Here is a 15519-nt window from a genome sequence, read left to right on the forward strand (position 1 = left end):
ATGAGCAATCCGTTTCAGAAAATCCCAACCTCTGTTCAGGATCATCTTTTCAACAAGAGTCAGTTCCGGGCGGACTTAACAATTTCCAAAACCCCGATTCCGGCCTATAAGAAATGCCTCAAGGAAGCCACATCCAAAATGGATCAATGGTTTCTGGATGGTATGAATATAGAGCAGCTGGTATTTGCCAGGGCTTGGTTGATGGATCAGATTCTGCGCCTGGCCTGGGAACATCTGAACTGGAGTGACAGCTGCCCCATTGCCCTACTGGCCGTTGGCGGTTACGGCAGAGGGGAGCTGCACCCCGGATCCGACATTGACATTCTGATACTGCTGGAAAAAGACCATTACGATGAACACCAGGATGCGATCGAACATTTCCTGACCTTACTCTGGGATATCGGATTAAAAGTCGGCTCCAGTGTCCGCTCCCTTGATGAGTGTGCCAGCCAGGCCGCTGACGATCTGACCATCATCACCAACCTGATAGAGTCCCGGGTGATATCCGGTCCGGCATTTCTGCACGAACACCTGTTGGACCTGATTGACACTGAAAATATGTGGCCCAGTCAACGGTATCTTCAGGCAAAATTCGATGAACAACGTAAACGGCACCGTAAATATAATGATACCGAATATGATCTGGAGCCAAATATCAAGGGTTCACCGGGCGGCCTTCGGGATCTGCATATGCTGGGATGGGTGGCCCGTCGCCACTACGGGACTCATGATCCCGCTGAGCTTATGGAGCTTGGATTCCTGAGCAATGTTGAATATCAGCAGCTGCAGAGGTGCCGGGCATTTCTCTGGAAAATCCGCTGGGCACTTCACTCCCTGACCGGGCGGGGAGAAGATCGCCTGCTGTTTGACCACCAGCGAACGCTGGCCAGCCAGTTCGGTTATCACGACCACACAGGCGCTTTGGCGGTAGAGCAGTTTATGCAGAGCTACTTTCGCACGGTCATGATTGTCAGCCAGCTAAAAGACCTGCTGCTGCAACATTTTGACGACGATATCCTCAGCGCTGGCATCGTTCATAAAGTTCATGCCATTAATGAACGTTTCCAGGTATGCAATAACTACATTGAAACCGTGCACGATAGAGTCTTTGCCGAACACCCGCCCGCGATTCTGGAGATGTTTGTGCTGCTCACCCGGGATCAGAAAATCCACGGTCCCACCGCTGAAACCATACGACTGCTGAGAGATTACCGCCACCTGGTAGACGGTACTTTTCGCAAAGACCCAAGATGTACAAGGCTGTTTCTGGAACTCATGCGTGCCCCCTATGCTTTAACAGCGTCGTTAAGAAGGCTGGCCCGCTACGGCATACTGGGTCGCTACCTTCCGGAGTTTGGTCGAATCATAGGGCAGATGCAGTACGATCTTTTCCACACACTCACGGTGGATGCCCACACCCTGTTATTGATAAAGTACCTGCGAAGTTTTTCCTACCAAAAGAGCCACCAGCAGTTTCCTATTGCCTCAAGAATCATCCATAGAATTCCCAAACCGGAATTACTTTATCTGGCAGGCCTTTACCACGATATCGGTAAAGGCCGTGGAGGCGATCACTCCCAGCTCGGTGCCGAGGATGCACAGCAATTCTGTCGTGTTCATGGCCTGAATAAAGAAGATACTGCGCTGATTGTCTGGCTGGTCCAGGAACACCTGACCATGTCCGTCACCGCTCAGAAAAAAGATCTGTCCGACCCGAAAGTGATTCAGGACTTCGCACGGCGTGTCGGTACCCGGGAACGACTGAAGTACCTTTACCTCCTGACAGTAGCGGATATTAATGCCACCAACCCCGGGCTTTGGAATGGCTGGAGAGCCTCTCTGTTGCAACAGCTTTTCTCGCAAACCCACCAGCTTTTGAAACGGGGCGTAGATAATCTGCCGGAAATGAATGAGCAGATAGCCAACACCAAACAACGGGCAATGGCTCTGTTAATCGAACAAGGCTTGAAAGAGGAAGACATATCCTACCTCTGGGATCAGTTTAATGATGAGTATTTTCTCCGTCACCAAAGTGATGAAATCAGCTGGCAGACCAAAGGTATTCTCCAGCATGACTCAGAAAAGCCGCTGATCCTGATTCCGGAAATTGCCGATGGTTATGAGCACCAGGGGTCAAGCGTGTTTGTCTATACCCATGACCAGTCCAATCTGTTTGCTGCCACAGTAGCAGCGTTTCATCAGCTGGGACTGGCCATTCAGGATGCCCGTATCATTACCTCCAGAAGTAACTACAGCCTTGATACCTATACCGTGCTTGAAGAAGATGGCTCTGCCATCGGACCCAATGCCGAACGGATACTGGACATCAAAACGCACCTGCAGAATACCCTGTCTGCGCCGGACACATTCCCGGACCTTATCCGCCGTCGCACACCACGGCAACTGCGCTATTTTAACCGGGAGCCTGCGGTGCTGATCAGCAACCAGATTGAACCCAGGCAAACAGTGCTGGATATTACCGCAACAGACCGCCCCGGACTGCTTACCCTGATCGGCAAAACCTTCGCCAGACTGGATCTGCAGGTACACGGTGCCAAAATTGCCACCTTTGGGGAAAAGGTCGAAGACAGTTTTATCATAGCTGACCATAATGGTAAGGCCATTCGGGAGGCTGCGAGCTGTAACGAAATATGCAGTGCATTAATCCATGTACTGCGTGAAGCGTCAAGCCATGATGCCATTACACCTTGATAACTGAGTTTCATGATGCATGCGGTTGGGGCACGAGTCGGCTCGCGATCCGACCTGCATTGAGACCGTTTTGCGGGTGTAGCGCCTCCCCGTCATCAGAGCGTTCAGCCCAGTCTCTTTCCTTATACTACCCTGCCAGTTTAGTAGCACCTGGTACATGGTTTCAATGAGTTTGACGTGTACAATCTCCGTTCACCCTGAGCGGAGTCGAAGGGTGCTTGGCACGATCTATCAGAGTCCGGAGTTTCCGCCTTTAGGCCCTATGGGTCCTTCGATGCTTCGACAAGCTCAGCACTCAGGACGAACGGAGTGCGGAGGCACGACAACCCGCCAAACTCATTGAAACCATGTACTAGCACATTCCCACTATCCTAATAGAAGTCAATTATCGTACAATCCCTCTCCTTTTTTGTGACCAAACGGTGCAACCCTCTGAAATCTGAAATGACAATATCCTCCGTTGTTTTTTGAAATATTCAGGGTCTGGTCGTTCAGATAGATAGTTTGGTGGCTGGCACTATAACTTCGAGTCAGCCAATCTATTTCGTTATCAATAAGGCAGTAACTATGATCTTTGCCTATAGTGCTCAGGATAACCAGTTTTCCATTGACCGGGTGTCGCCAGATTTCCCGTCGGCCAAGGGCACTATATGGCTGGAAGCAACAGAGCCGGACAGTGCTGAGCACCAATGGTTAACAACCCACTTCCCGGGCTGCCTGCCCGAAGAAGAAGATCTGGGAGAGATTGAAATTTCCTCCCGCTACTTTGAAACCGAAAGCGGTATACATATTCGCTCCCTGTTTCCCCACAGGTCCGGCCACGAGCTGAGAAATATTAACGTCGCATTCAACCTCAGACCCGATAAACTGATCACCCTTCAGGATGAGCCCACCGGTTTATTCAGGCTGATGCGCAAACACCTTAAAACCCAGCATATCAAGGCAGCAACGCCTCTGGAGGTGATCATTGCGCTGTTTGATGCCAAGGTTGAATACCTTGCTGATACTCTGGAAGAGGTTTACGAGGACCTGGAAGAAGTCAGCCAGAATGCGCTGTCAGAGCAGTATAAAGATGTTGATGAGCAGCTGCGCACTATCACACTTCAGGAGGACCTGAATGGCAAAGTCAGGTTGAATCTGCTGGATACCCAGCGCTCACTTCGTTACCTGATGCGCGCATGCAGCCACATGCTCAATGATGAACAGAAGGACAATATCAGGGATATGCTTCGGGATATTGAATCCCTGACACCACACACCGGCTTCCTGTTCGAGAAAATCAACTTTCTGATGGAGTCCACCATGGGCTACATCAATCTTGAGCAGAACAACATAATCAAGATTTTCTCAGTGGCCGCCGTTATGTTCCTCCCGCCGACACTGATTGCCAGTATTTACGGGATGAATTTCAAAATCATGCCAGAGCTCTCGATTGAGTTCGGCTACCCAATTGCACTCGGACTGATGTTGTTGAGCGCGTTAGCCACCTTTCTGTTTTTTAAACGTAAAGGCTGGTTGTAATACCGATAGCCCCTGAAATACAACCATCAGCGGCTATACTCTTTTCACCTCAAGCCAGAATTTACTGGGGTGATTTCATCATGAGCATTGCCAACACAGTTTACGATTACCTTGCCAGGCAGCATATTCCCTATCAAACCATCCGACATCAACCCAGCAAAAGTTCCGTGCAGAGCGCCATCGCCGCCCGGATTCCATTGCACCAGCTGGCCAAGGCAGTGGTCCTGAAAGATAGTCTTGATCACTACCTGATGGCCATTTTACCTGCGGCCAACCGGGTCAATATTCACCAGGTGAGCCAAATCACCAACTCAAAACTGCAGTTCGCCACAGAACACGAACTTAACTCCAGGTTCAAAGACTGCGAGCCCGGAGCCATTCCACCCTTTGGTGAGCCCTACAATATGGCAGTGCTCTGGGACAACCGGCTGAGCCAAAGCCCGGATGTTTTCCTGGAAGCCGGTGATCATGAAACCCTGATCTGCCTGTTGCAGGAAAGCTTGCAGCAAATCAGCAATGATCAGCCCCATGATGACCTTTGTTCAGCACCACCGGGCAATCATTAAATGATTGCCGTCATGCTTTTCAGGCTCGTCGATTGCCCTGCTACCACTTTCACAGATAGCGTCCATACTGATAGCAGGCAGCTGGTTATCTGTCATCAGAAAGACTATTTAATTAATGTAAAAAAGGAGCAGATCCCGGTAAAACTTCAATAATCGGGAATTCTGGAAGCTGAAAACATGAAACAAAAACTGAGTTTACAGAATATTGTCGGTATGGGGTTTATGGTATTTGCCATGTTTCTCGGGGCAGGAAACCTGATTTTCCCCCCCATGGTGGGACAACTGGCAGGTCAGGATATGTGGTATGCCGCTGCAGGCTTCCTGCTTACCGGCGTCGGCCTGCCACTATTGGGCATTGTTGCCATCGCCAGAGTGGGTGGCGGATTCAACGAAATCAGTGGCGAAATGCCCAGAGCCCTGATTATCGCCCTTGGCTCCTGCATTTACCTGATTATTGGCCCCCTGTATGCCGTTCCAAGGACCGCCCTGGTCTCTTTTGAAGTGGGAATCACACCGTTTCTGGCGGAACCCGGCAAGCTCAGCCAGCTGATATTCAGCCTGATCTTTTTCAGTATCTCCTGGTATCTGTCTATCCGGCCCGGAAAACTGCTGGAGTCGGTAGGCGAACTGATCACTCCGGCGCTGATTGCCCTGCTGGTCATTCTCGGCCTCTCCCCCATTTTTTCACCACTCGGTATTCCCGGGCAGGCCATGGGTACTTATACCGAATCGCCGGTTATCAAGGGATTCCTTGAGGGTTATATGACCATGGATGCCCTCGCAGCACTGATGTTCGGCATTGTCATCATCACCAATCTCAAGTCCCATGGTATTGAAGATAAGTCCAGCCTGTTTCATTACAGTATCATTACCGGCATCATCGCAGCGGCCGGGCTTGCCCTGGTGTACCTCTCTCTTTTCTACCTGGGAGCCACCAGCCGGGAGATAGCCCCCGATCCGGACAACGGCGGGCAAATCCTGACCCTTTATGCCGAGACACTGTTCGGAACCACCGGGATAGCACTGCTCGCGGCTGTGGTCACCCTGGCCTGTCTGACTACGGCCATTGGCTGTATCACCGCCGCCAGTGAGTACTTTGATGAAATGTTCGATAGGGTCAGCTATCGAACCATTGTCACCGTCATCAGCATTGTCTGTGTCTTTTTTGCCAATATGGAGTTAAACGAGATTATTGACCTTTTTATTCCGGTACTTCTGATTCTCTACCCAATCTCCATAACATTGATTTTCCTGGGGCTTATTCGTGACTGGCTGCCCAGGCCCGTCCTGACTTACCGGGCCACACTGGCGGTCATTTTCACCTTCAGCATCATTGATGCACTTCGCATAAAAGATTTTTCAGTGCTACAGCCTTTTTTACAGCCTTTCAGCATGATGCCCGGCTATGAAGCACACCTGGTCTGGCTACTTCCGTCTCTGGCTGTATTAATCATTACCGTTCTAATTGGCTTGATCATCAGACCTGCTTCGAACTGTCAAACGCCATAATAAATCACAACCATTGTTTGTTACCCGGGTAGCCTGGCTATCCGGGCTGGCTTATAGAGCGGCTGCAGAGATATCTCAGAATTTAGTCAAGATTAACAATTGGCAAGCGAAGGCAGATCAAGTAAGCTTCTGCGCTTTTAGTTGCCAATACTTCAGCCACTATCACCGGACTCCTTTAGGCACTACGGTTTTGTTGATGACAGGCAACCGCCATGGCTGCACACACAAAATGTGTGCGCCTTAAATAGTCCCCAAAAAACGTAGTGCTTGTCACATGTTCCGCAACTTGGCTCTGCCTGCTTTATTTGTTTTAACCATGATTTTAACCGGATGCCAGACAGCTTTTTATAAAGAGCGTCCTGCCAAGGACGATTCTCGTACTACCCAACCCGTTCCGGTTCCGGAGACGTCGGAACACCCTATGGTGCCAGCAAAGCCCGAGGCACAAACAAAACCTCCTGCCGATACCCATACGATTACCATTCGTGAGCAGACCATCCAGACACCGGCTCACCAGGATGGCCTGCTCGTTCTTGGCATCAACGAAACCGCTACCCTGCCAAACCTGAACCTCAAAATGGAGGCAAAGCTGGATACCGGCGCAGAAAACAGTTCCGTGGATGCCAGAGAGATCCAGTTTTTTGAGCGTGATGGCAAAAAGTGGGTCAGGTTTGAGCTGCATCGTACGTCCAAAGGGACTGAGCTGATGGAGTTACCGCTGAAAAGTGTCACCCGGATCAAACGTCCGGGGCTCCCATCGGTGGAGCGCCCGATTGTCATGATGACCATAACCATCGGTGACATTACCCAGTCAGTGCCTGTTTCACTGACAGATCGCAGCAACTATGAGTCACCGCTGCTAATAGGGCGCAGCTTTATGCAGGATCTGGCCGTTATCGACGTCAATCAGAAGCATATTGCCACTAAAACGGTGATCAGCTCCAATAACCGTAAAGCCCTGGTTCCCGTTACCCAGAAATCCTACACCAGGGCGATCATCAAACCGGTCAGCATTAAAGGTCTGGTCACCGTGGGCGCTGTTGAACATATGACGCTGCCTGATGCCGATACGGTCCTCAAAGCCCGAATTGATACCGGTGCCCTGACCTCATCCATAGATGCACGGGATATGGAGTTTTTCGAAAAAGATGGCCAAGACTGGGTTCGCTTCCGATTGGCAAACTCCACTGGTGACCTTATATCCATGCAGGAGCCGGTCACCCGGTTTGTTCGGATCAAACGTCATGGAGAAGAGCCTGAACGACGCCCGGTGATCACGTTGAACGCCAGCATTGGTGACATCCTTGTACCGACACAATTCACTTTGCGCAGCCGGGAAAACTATGAATTCCCGGCATTGATCGGTGCCCGTTTCCTTGAAAAACGAGCGCTTGTGGATGTATCCAGAGAATACACATCGGATACCAAACAGCCCTGAGCGGAAAAACAGCCCTGAGCGGAAAAACAGCCCTGAGCGGAAAAAAAGCCCTGTACGGCTTACAGCCTGGTACACCATTTCAATGAGTGCGTGTACCATCTCCGTTCACCCTGAGCGGAGTCGAAGGGTGCTTGGCACGATCTATCAGAGTCCGGAGTTTCCGCCTTTAGGCCCTATGGGTCCTTCGACAGGCTCAGAACGAATGGAGTTTGGGCGTCATTGATAGAGGAAACCCAGCCTGGACATTAAAACCATGTACTAGCCGGGCACAGTTTAGCCAGGCTCCCTTATATCAACTGAACCCAAGATAGACAGTTAAAAGCGAGGAAAAGAATGAAAGGTCGTTTTCAGCTTGGCCTTATGATTGCCGGACTGATTGTTGCCGGCCTTGGATTAACCCTGTACAAACACTTTGCACTGGGTTTTCCGCTATTGGGCAAGGATGTCTCTACTGTCTGGAGTATTGAAGCCTGGGTGAGCTTCAAAGCCCGGGGACAGGCTGCCCAGGCAAGCTTGACCCTTCCGGATCAGCAGTCCGATGTAAGAATTCTCGATGAATCCTTTGCCTCACCCGGCTATGGCATTAACCAGACCAACGATGGCGGTCAACGCCGTGCCGTCTGGAGTATCCGTAAAGCGGATGGTCGCCAGGATCTGTTTTATAAGGTTAAGATCCGGCTGGAGCCCGGCATCAACCCCAACGTGCATGACCAGCCCGAAGCGTTCATTGCGCCCGTGCTGCCCGAGCCCTATCAAACCGCCGCCAAAAGCCTGTTAAAACAGGTGACTGAACACTCAGCAGACACGGTCAGTTTTGCCGACACCATGATCAGCCAGTTTAATGCCAAAGAACCCGGCCAGAACACCAATATGCTGCTCGGCATGGTGGAAGAAGGGGTTAAGCTTCCGGACTTGCTGGTCAATCTACTCCATATGGGTAATATCCCCGCTCGCATTGTCCGGGGCCTGCACCTGGAAGATGGCCGACGCAGACAACCCATTATCGACATGATAGAGGTGTATGACGGCACCGAATGGCAGCTCTTTGATCCCAAAACCGGTAAAGCAGGCAACCCGGACGCCTTCTTTCTCTGGCAGCGCGGGGCCAAATCACTGCTGGATGTGATGGGCGGGGTTAACTCTGACGTCAGGTTCTCTATTATTTCCCAGAATGCCCCGACCCGGGAGCTGGCACTCACCCAGGCAAACCAGGATGGTGCTGCCTTAATAGACTTTTCCATCTACTCCCTGCCATTGGAAGTCCAGAATGCTTTTAAGATCATTCTGTTGATACCGATCGGGGTATTGGTTGTGCTATTTATGCGCATCATCGTTGGCCTACGCACCTCCGGTACCTTTATGCCGGTGCTTATTGCCATGGCTTTCCTGCAAACTCAATTAATACCCGGGCTGGTGATATTCACCTCCCTGGTATCCATTGGTTTATGGATACGGTCTTTCCTCAGTCAGCAAAACATGCTGCTAGTTGCACGGCTGGGGGCTGTCATCATTGTAGTCATTCTGATCATGGCCGCCATGAGTATCTTCAGCTGGAAGCTGGGCATCACCCAGGCACTGACGGTCACTTTCTTCCCGATGATCATTCTGGCATGGACCATTGAGCGGATGTCCATCCTCTGGGAAGAAGAAGGCCCCGGCGATGTCGTGAAAGAAGGCGGCGGCAGTCTTCTGGTAGCCACCCTGAGTTACCTGTTGATGTCCAATCCCATTGTTGAACAGCTCACCTTCAACTTCCCTGAACTGATGCTCACCTTGTTGGGCATTGTTCTGCTGCTTGGTCAGTACACTGGCTATCGAATGCTTGAACTCAAGCGGTTCTATCCACTGGTTCATTCGGATAAGTAGAGGTCGGTTTCCATGGGATGGTTAACAAGCTTTGTGCACAACACGCTGGCAAAAAACTCAATTACCACACCCTCCCGGCTCAGAGAGTCCGGGATACTCAGCATGAACAGCCGCAACCTGAATTATATCTCCCGATATAACCCCAGACGCCTCCTGCCCCTGGTGGACGACAAACTGACCACCAAACGCATGGCCGAGAAAGCCGGTGTTGATGTACCAAAACTGATTGGCGTGATTGAATACCAGTCCGATATCCGCAAGTTAAAGGGCATTCTGGAACCACTGGATAAGTTTGTTATCAAACCGGCCAAGGGCAGTGGCGGCAAAGGCATTCTGGTGATTACCGGTCGTGATGGTGATCGATACGTCAAGGCCAGCGGCGAAAGTCTATCCTTTGACGCCATTAGCCGTGATGTGTCCAATATTCTCGGCGGTCTCTACAGTCTGGGCGGCAAATCAGACTTCGCCGTTATCGAAAACCTGATCGTCGCTGACCCCATTTTTAATGACTACAGCTTTGAAGGTGTACCGGATATCCGGGTCATTGTGTTCCGGGGCTTTCCGGTTATGGCGATGATGCGCCTGGCCACCCGGAAATCCGATGGCAAGGCCAACCTGCACCAGGGGGCAGTCGGCGTCGGCCTGGACATGGCAACCGGCAACAGCCTGAGAAGTGTGCAGCATGATTTGCCGGTCAGCCTTCATCCGGATACGGGCCACAATTTCTCAACCCTCAATGTGCCCCACTGGCATAAGATATTATGCCTGTCTGCTGCCTGCTATGAGATGACCAACCTGGGCTACCTGGGTGTCGATCTGGTGCTGGATAAACATCTTGGCCCTCTGATTCTGGAGCTCAACGCCCGACCGGGGCTGGCGATTCAGATTGCCAATGGCCAGGGGATCGAGCCCAGGCTGAAAATGATTGAATCCCTTCGAAAACATGACCTGCCTATTGAAGAACGGGTTGCTTTTTCACAGCAGCATTTTGGCCTGACCACTGCACCAGAGCGCTGATTCCCCAATGGCTGATGAGCTGTCCTGAAATAACTTCGACATTTCTGAGTTTCAAAACTACTACATGGTTTCAATGAGTTTGACGGGTTGTCGTGCCTCCGCACTCCGTTCGTCCTGAGTGCTGAGCTTGTCGAAGCATCGAAGGACCCATAGGGCCTAAAGGCGGAAACTCCGGACTCTGATAGATCGTGCCAAGCACCCTTCGACTCCGCTCAGGGTGAACGGAGATCGTACACGTCAAACTCATTGAAACCATGTACTACGTTCGTCCTGAGCCTGTCGAAGGGCGTGAACTCCGGCCTCATGTATTGTGCCAATCACCCTTCGATGCTTCGACAAGTTCAGCACTCAGGATGAACGGAGATCGAGCCCAAAATGTGGAAATTATTTCGGGACAATTCCTAAGCAGTTGGCCGAGAATAGACTGCCCTGCTGATCAGGGATGCTTCTTTTTTGGGCGGTTGACGGGCTGGTTTTCGATGGTGCAAAAAAAGAAATTGGCTAATGGATAAACGATGGTGTGACTTTTTAAACCCTAAAATAAAAAAAATAACTCGAAAATTTTACGTCACTGCATAGACGAACAGGAATACATAATTACATCTGAATAAACGGCCATCAATAAGGTAGAAGGATTAAAACGCTACATTTTTCGCTAATTTTAATTAGTTTTACCACCATTCAAGTATAAAGATAACACGACACTTTTAACGTAGGCATCGCGCCCACTAAAAAAAACATAACCCGGGAACTTTTACGTCACTGCATAAACGAACAAGGGAGTGCGCCGTCATTTTTTGTGCACTTTCTAATGTACTGTTATGCACTACTACATCATTTCAATGAGATTGACGTGTACCAACTCCGTTCATCCTGAGCGGAGTCGAAGGGTGCTGGCACGATCTATCATGGCCCGGAGTTTGCGCCCTTCGATGCTTCGACAAGCTCAGCACTCAGGACGAACGGAGTGCTGAGGCTTACGATAACGACAACCCGTCAAACTCATTGAAACCATGTACGACAACATCAGGAGTCCTGTTTATGATTCAGCAACCCATTCAGCAATCCATTCAGCAACCATTATGTGACACGTCTTCCCAATGTTCAGGGAATGGCGCCGAATATTCCTGGCTCGGCCATGGCGTTGCTATTTCTAAAGCATTTGCGAAATCATTGATTCCAACAGAAGATCCTTGCCTCGGTTTCAACTCCCGCAAAGCAGTGGAAGATCTTCTGCGACTGGCCACAGCAACTATCCTGCCGTCGAGTTCCATCCTTTTCATAGCGAAAGATATGGCCAGTGCCTGGTCCGGGAGCGGTTCGCCCGGGCCGGATACAAAACCGGAATTACCACAGACATCAAAAGAAACCCGGGAAGAGGCTCAGGAAAAAGAACCCGGCTCGAAAGACGTAACCTTTCAACAGCCATCCACGGCCCGCTATCAAGGGAGTCAGGGAACCAAAGGGCTACTTGCCCTTGGCACGCTGGCCAGCTCTTTTCAGTATGCGAATTCGAAACAGATTAATAATGCAGAAGACCTGGGCAAGATTGGTCGACATCCCGAATTTCCACCAAACGGCAAATATCAACAGACAGCGGATATTGTTGTCAGTAAAGACCATAAACCCATTGGCACATTCACCGGGGAGTACGATGGGCAGTGCCATACTATCAGCGGCCTGTCTGACTGTTTTGTTGACACTCTGCAAGGCAACATCAGTGACCTTCAGTTTACTCGTGCCAATATAAAAAATTCCGCGAAGCCGACCGGGTTAGCAGCCTGTGTTGTTGATGATACTGGCACAGTCAGTAATATCCGGGCGAAAGATGTTCATATTGTCAACTCGGGTGACTATGCAGACGCCGGCATCGGGGGGGGGCGGGTTTACGGAACGGTTGACAAAACCATGGCTGTGAACAGCACGGTCAAAACCAAGGGTGAATCAGCATACGCCGGCATCGGGGGGGGAGGGTTTACGGAACGGTTGACAAAACCACGGCGGTGAACAGCACGGTCGAAACCGTGGGTTGGCGTGCAAACGCCGGCATCGGGGGGGGGAGGGTTTTCGGTGCCGGAACGGTTGCCAACACCGCGGCGGTAAACAGCAATGTCACAACCTCGGGTTATGGTTCATACGCCGGCATCGGGGGGGGGGCGGTTTTAGATGGAGGAACGGTTGCCAACACCACGGCGGTGAACAGCCATGTCAAAACCACGGATAGTAATGCATACGCCGGCATCGGGGGAGGGTCGGTTTACCGTGAAGGAACGGTTGCCAACACCACGGCGGTGAACAGCCATGTCACAACCGCGGGTGAATGGGGACTCGCCGGCATCGGGGGGGGGGGTTGCAGGAATGGTTGCCAACACCACGGCGGTGAACAGCCATGTCAAAACCACGGATAGTAATGCATACGCCGGCATCGGGGTGGGGGTGGTTTACCCTGGAGGAACGGTTGCCAACATCACGGCGGTGAACAGCCATGTCACAACCACGGGTAGTAATGAATACGCCGGCATCGAGGGTGGCTGGGTTATGGAAGAAATGGATACCAACACCAAGGCGGTGAACAGCTATGTCAATGGCAATAAAGAGAATTTTGGATCTATCTCCAATGATCAGCTTCTTTGCCAAAAAGCAGACCTACGTGTGTTAACAGCCAATTGCTCTCCGAAAACTGAATTTCTGGATGCGCTGGATTTTTCGAACAGTAATGCTTGCCCGGTAAATGCCGCTACAGTGTCAACTGCCGCTCAAGAGTCAACAGCTGGGACGGCGGCCGCCACAGTGTCAACAGGCGTTATAGCATCAACAGCCACTACAGCGTCAACAGCCGCTAAAGAGTCAACACCCACTACAGCATCAACAGCCGTTTCAGCATCAACAGCCGCTACGGTTGCAGCTACAGTGTCAACTGCCGCTAAAGAGTCAACAGCTGCGGTGGCAGCCGCCACAGTGTCAACAGACGCTACAGCATCAACACCCACTACAGCGTCAACAGCTGCGGCAGCAGCCGCCACAGCGTCAACAGCCGCTACAGCATCAACACCCATAAAGATTAATGATACAGAAACCCTGGGCAAGATTGGCCGACATCCCGCCTATCCACTGAACGGTACCTATCAACAGACGGCGGATATTGATGCCTCTCAATTCCATCAATCCATTGGTGATGAATGGGATCACTTCACCGGGCAGTACGATGGGAAGGATCATACCATCAGCGGCCTGTCTGGCTGTTTTGTTGACACTCTGGAAGGCAGCATCAGTAACCTTCGCTTTACCGGTGCCCGTATAAATTCCTATGAGCCGGCAGGTGTGGTGGCTTGTACTGTGAATGGCCAAGTCCGTAATATCCGGGCCGAAGATGTTCAAATTGCCACCTTGAGTAATTATGCAGACGCCGGCATCGGGGGGGGGATCGTTGGCGCTGGAGGAACGGTTGCCAACACCACGGCGGTGAACAGCAAAGTCCAATCCTTTGGTGGCAGTTCATACGCCGGCATCGGGGGTGGGTGGGTTAAAGATGGAGCAATGGTTGCCAACACCACGGCGGTGAACAGCACGGTCAAAACCAGGGGTTATGCTGCACACGCCGGCATCGGGGGAGGGGTGGTTAACGATGGAGCAACGGTTGCCAACACCACGGTAGTTAACAGCAGGGTCAAAACCTCGCATCACTATGCAAACGCTGGCATCGGGGGTGGGTGGGTTGGCACTGGAGGATCGGTTGCCAACACCACGGCGGTGGACAGCACGGTCGAAACCAAGCATAAACTTGCCTACGCCGGCATCGGAGGGGGGGTGGTTTTAGATGGAGGAACGGTTACCAACACCACGGCGATGGACAGCACGGTCAAAACCAGGGGTATAAATTCACACGCCGGCATCGGGGGTGGGTGGGTTGGCGCCGGGAAAAAGCTTGCCAGATCCTCGGGTGTCAATACTAACGACGACATCAGGAGGTGGGCTGGCGTTGGAGGAACGGTTACCGACACCACAGCGTTGAACAGCAGGGTCGAAACCTCGCGTATGAATGCACACGCCGGCATCGGGGGCGGGGTGGTTAACCATGGAGCAACGGTTGCCAACACCAAGGCGGTGAACAGCACGGTCGTAACCTCGGAAGACCATGCCAAAGCTGCCATTGGGGGGGGAGTGGTTTACGATGGAGGAACGGTTGCCAACACCACGGCGATGAACAGCACGGTGGAAACCTCGGGTAAACTTGCATACGTCGGCATCGGGGGGGGAGTGGTTTTAGATGGAGGAACGGTTGCCAACACCACGGCGGTGGACAGCACGGTCAAAACCTCGGGTAAATTTGCACACGCCGGCATCGGGGGGGGAGTGGTTTACGATGGAGGAACGGTTGCCAACACCACTGCGGTGGACAGCACGGTCGAAACCTCGGGTAACTATGCACACGCCGGCATCGGGGCGGGAGTGGTTTACGATGGAGGAACGGTTGCCAACACCACGGTGGTGAACAGCAGGTTCGAAAGCAAGGGTTGGGATGCACCCCACCGCGTCGGGCGGAGGAGTGTTGGTGATGGAGGAGGGGTTGCCGACACCCCTGCGTTGGACGGCAGTAATGCCGCTACAGCGTCAACAGCCGCTGCGATGGGAATTACCACAGGTTCCCTTCTGGCAGCGGGCGGATTGGGGATTGCCGGCTATTCAACCTATCAATGGATTACCGGTTACCAGGAGGGGTTGCGTGGTCAGGAGCTGGCGATGAAACCACTTACCCGTGGTAAAGAACTGGCAAGCGCTGCGGTCAACTCAGTATCACAGGGTATTCAGGGAATCAGAGAACGAATGAACAGGCAGAGTGTTCCTGCGCAGGAACCAGCCCATGAAATGAGTTCGGTACAGACTAACTGA

General features: G+C 51.8%; 10 protein-coding genes. All 10 read left to right on the top strand.

Features of this window, described 5'->3' with window-relative positions:
* The gene (gene glnD, locus ACO6UX_RS04900) at positions 1-2712 is read left to right on the top strand and encodes a [protein-PII] uridylyltransferase (RefSeq protein ID WP_422445388.1); all 2712 of its coding nucleotides are present in this window, start codon (positions 1-3) and stop codon (positions 2710-2712) included.
* Between the two features lie 567 nt (positions 2713-3279).
* On the top strand, positions 3280-4233 hold the full coding sequence (gene corA / locus ACO6UX_RS04905; RefSeq protein WP_422445390.1) for a magnesium/cobalt transporter CorA: 954 nt from the start codon (positions 3280-3282) through the stop codon (positions 4231-4233).
* A gap of 80 nt (positions 4234-4313) precedes the next feature.
* Positions 4314-4799 (top strand): aminoacyl-tRNA deacylase, encoded by a 486-nt coding sequence (locus ACO6UX_RS04910; RefSeq protein ID WP_422445392.1) that lies wholly within the window; start codon positions 4314-4316, stop codon positions 4797-4799.
* Between the two features lie 177 nt (positions 4800-4976).
* Positions 4977-6308: a branched-chain amino acid transport system II carrier protein gene (gene brnQ / locus ACO6UX_RS04915; protein ID WP_422445394.1), complete on the top strand. Its 1332-nt coding sequence runs from the start codon at positions 4977-4979 to the stop codon at positions 6306-6308.
* A 316-nt stretch (positions 6309-6624) separates the two neighbouring features.
* Positions 6625-7746, top strand: coding sequence for an ATP-dependent zinc protease (locus tag ACO6UX_RS04920; protein ID WP_422445396.1), 1122 nt, complete (start codon positions 6625-6627; stop codon positions 7744-7746).
* 333 nt (positions 7747-8079) lie between these two features.
* Positions 8080-9612: an inactive transglutaminase family protein gene (locus tag ACO6UX_RS04925; RefSeq protein WP_422445398.1), complete on the top strand. Its 1533-nt coding sequence runs from the start codon at positions 8080-8082 to the stop codon at positions 9610-9612.
* A 12-nt stretch (positions 9613-9624) separates the two neighbouring features.
* Positions 9625-10629, top strand: coding sequence for an alpha-L-glutamate ligase-like protein (locus ACO6UX_RS04930; RefSeq protein WP_422445399.1), 1005 nt, complete (start codon positions 9625-9627; stop codon positions 10627-10629).
* Positions 10630-11670: 1041 nt separating this feature from the next.
* Complete coding sequence (locus tag ACO6UX_RS04935) at positions 11671-12636, top strand: hypothetical protein (protein ID WP_422445400.1); 966 nt, start codon at positions 11671-11673, stop codon at positions 12634-12636.
* Complete coding sequence (locus tag ACO6UX_RS04940) at positions 12633-13037, top strand: hypothetical protein (RefSeq protein ID WP_422445402.1); 405 nt, start codon at positions 12633-12635, stop codon at positions 13035-13037. Before ACO6UX_RS04935 ends, ACO6UX_RS04940 begins: the two co-directional genes overlap by 4 nt.
* On the top strand, positions 12988-15519 hold the full coding sequence (locus tag ACO6UX_RS04945) for a hypothetical protein (RefSeq protein WP_422445404.1): 2532 nt from the start codon (positions 12988-12990) through the stop codon (positions 15517-15519). The genes ACO6UX_RS04940 and ACO6UX_RS04945 overlap by 50 nt, the downstream gene beginning before the upstream one ends.

This window comes from Endozoicomonas sp. ALB091, from assembly GCF_049310265.1.
Classification (GTDB): Bacteria; Pseudomonadota; Gammaproteobacteria; order Pseudomonadales; family Endozoicomonadaceae; genus Endozoicomonas.

Bases quoted from the DNA above. Each gene is read 5' to 3' on its own strand.
- ACO6UX_RS04930 (WP_422445399.1), top strand. From the start codon at position 9,625: ATGGGATGGTTAACAAGCTTTGTGCACAACACGCTGGCAAAAAACTCA.
- ACO6UX_RS04945 (WP_422445404.1), top strand. From the start codon at position 12,988: ATGGTTGCCAACACCACGGCGGTGAACAGCCATGTCAAAACCACGGAT.
- ACO6UX_RS04910 (WP_422445392.1), top strand. From the start codon at position 4,314: ATGAGCATTGCCAACACAGTTTACGATTACCTTGCCAGGCAGCATATT.
- ACO6UX_RS04920 (WP_422445396.1), top strand. From the start codon at position 6,625: ATGATTTTAACCGGATGCCAGACAGCTTTTTATAAAGAGCGTCCTGCC.
- corA (WP_422445390.1), top strand. From the start codon at position 3,280: ATGATCTTTGCCTATAGTGCTCAGGATAACCAGTTTTCCATTGACCGG.
- glnD (WP_422445388.1), top strand. From the start codon at position 1: ATGAGCAATCCGTTTCAGAAAATCCCAACCTCTGTTCAGGATCATCTT.
- brnQ (WP_422445394.1), top strand. From the start codon at position 4,977: ATGAAACAAAAACTGAGTTTACAGAATATTGTCGGTATGGGGTTTATG.
- ACO6UX_RS04925 (WP_422445398.1), top strand. From the start codon at position 8,080: ATGAAAGGTCGTTTTCAGCTTGGCCTTATGATTGCCGGACTGATTGTT.
- ACO6UX_RS04935 (WP_422445400.1), top strand. From the start codon at position 11,671: ATGATTCAGCAACCCATTCAGCAATCCATTCAGCAACCATTATGTGAC.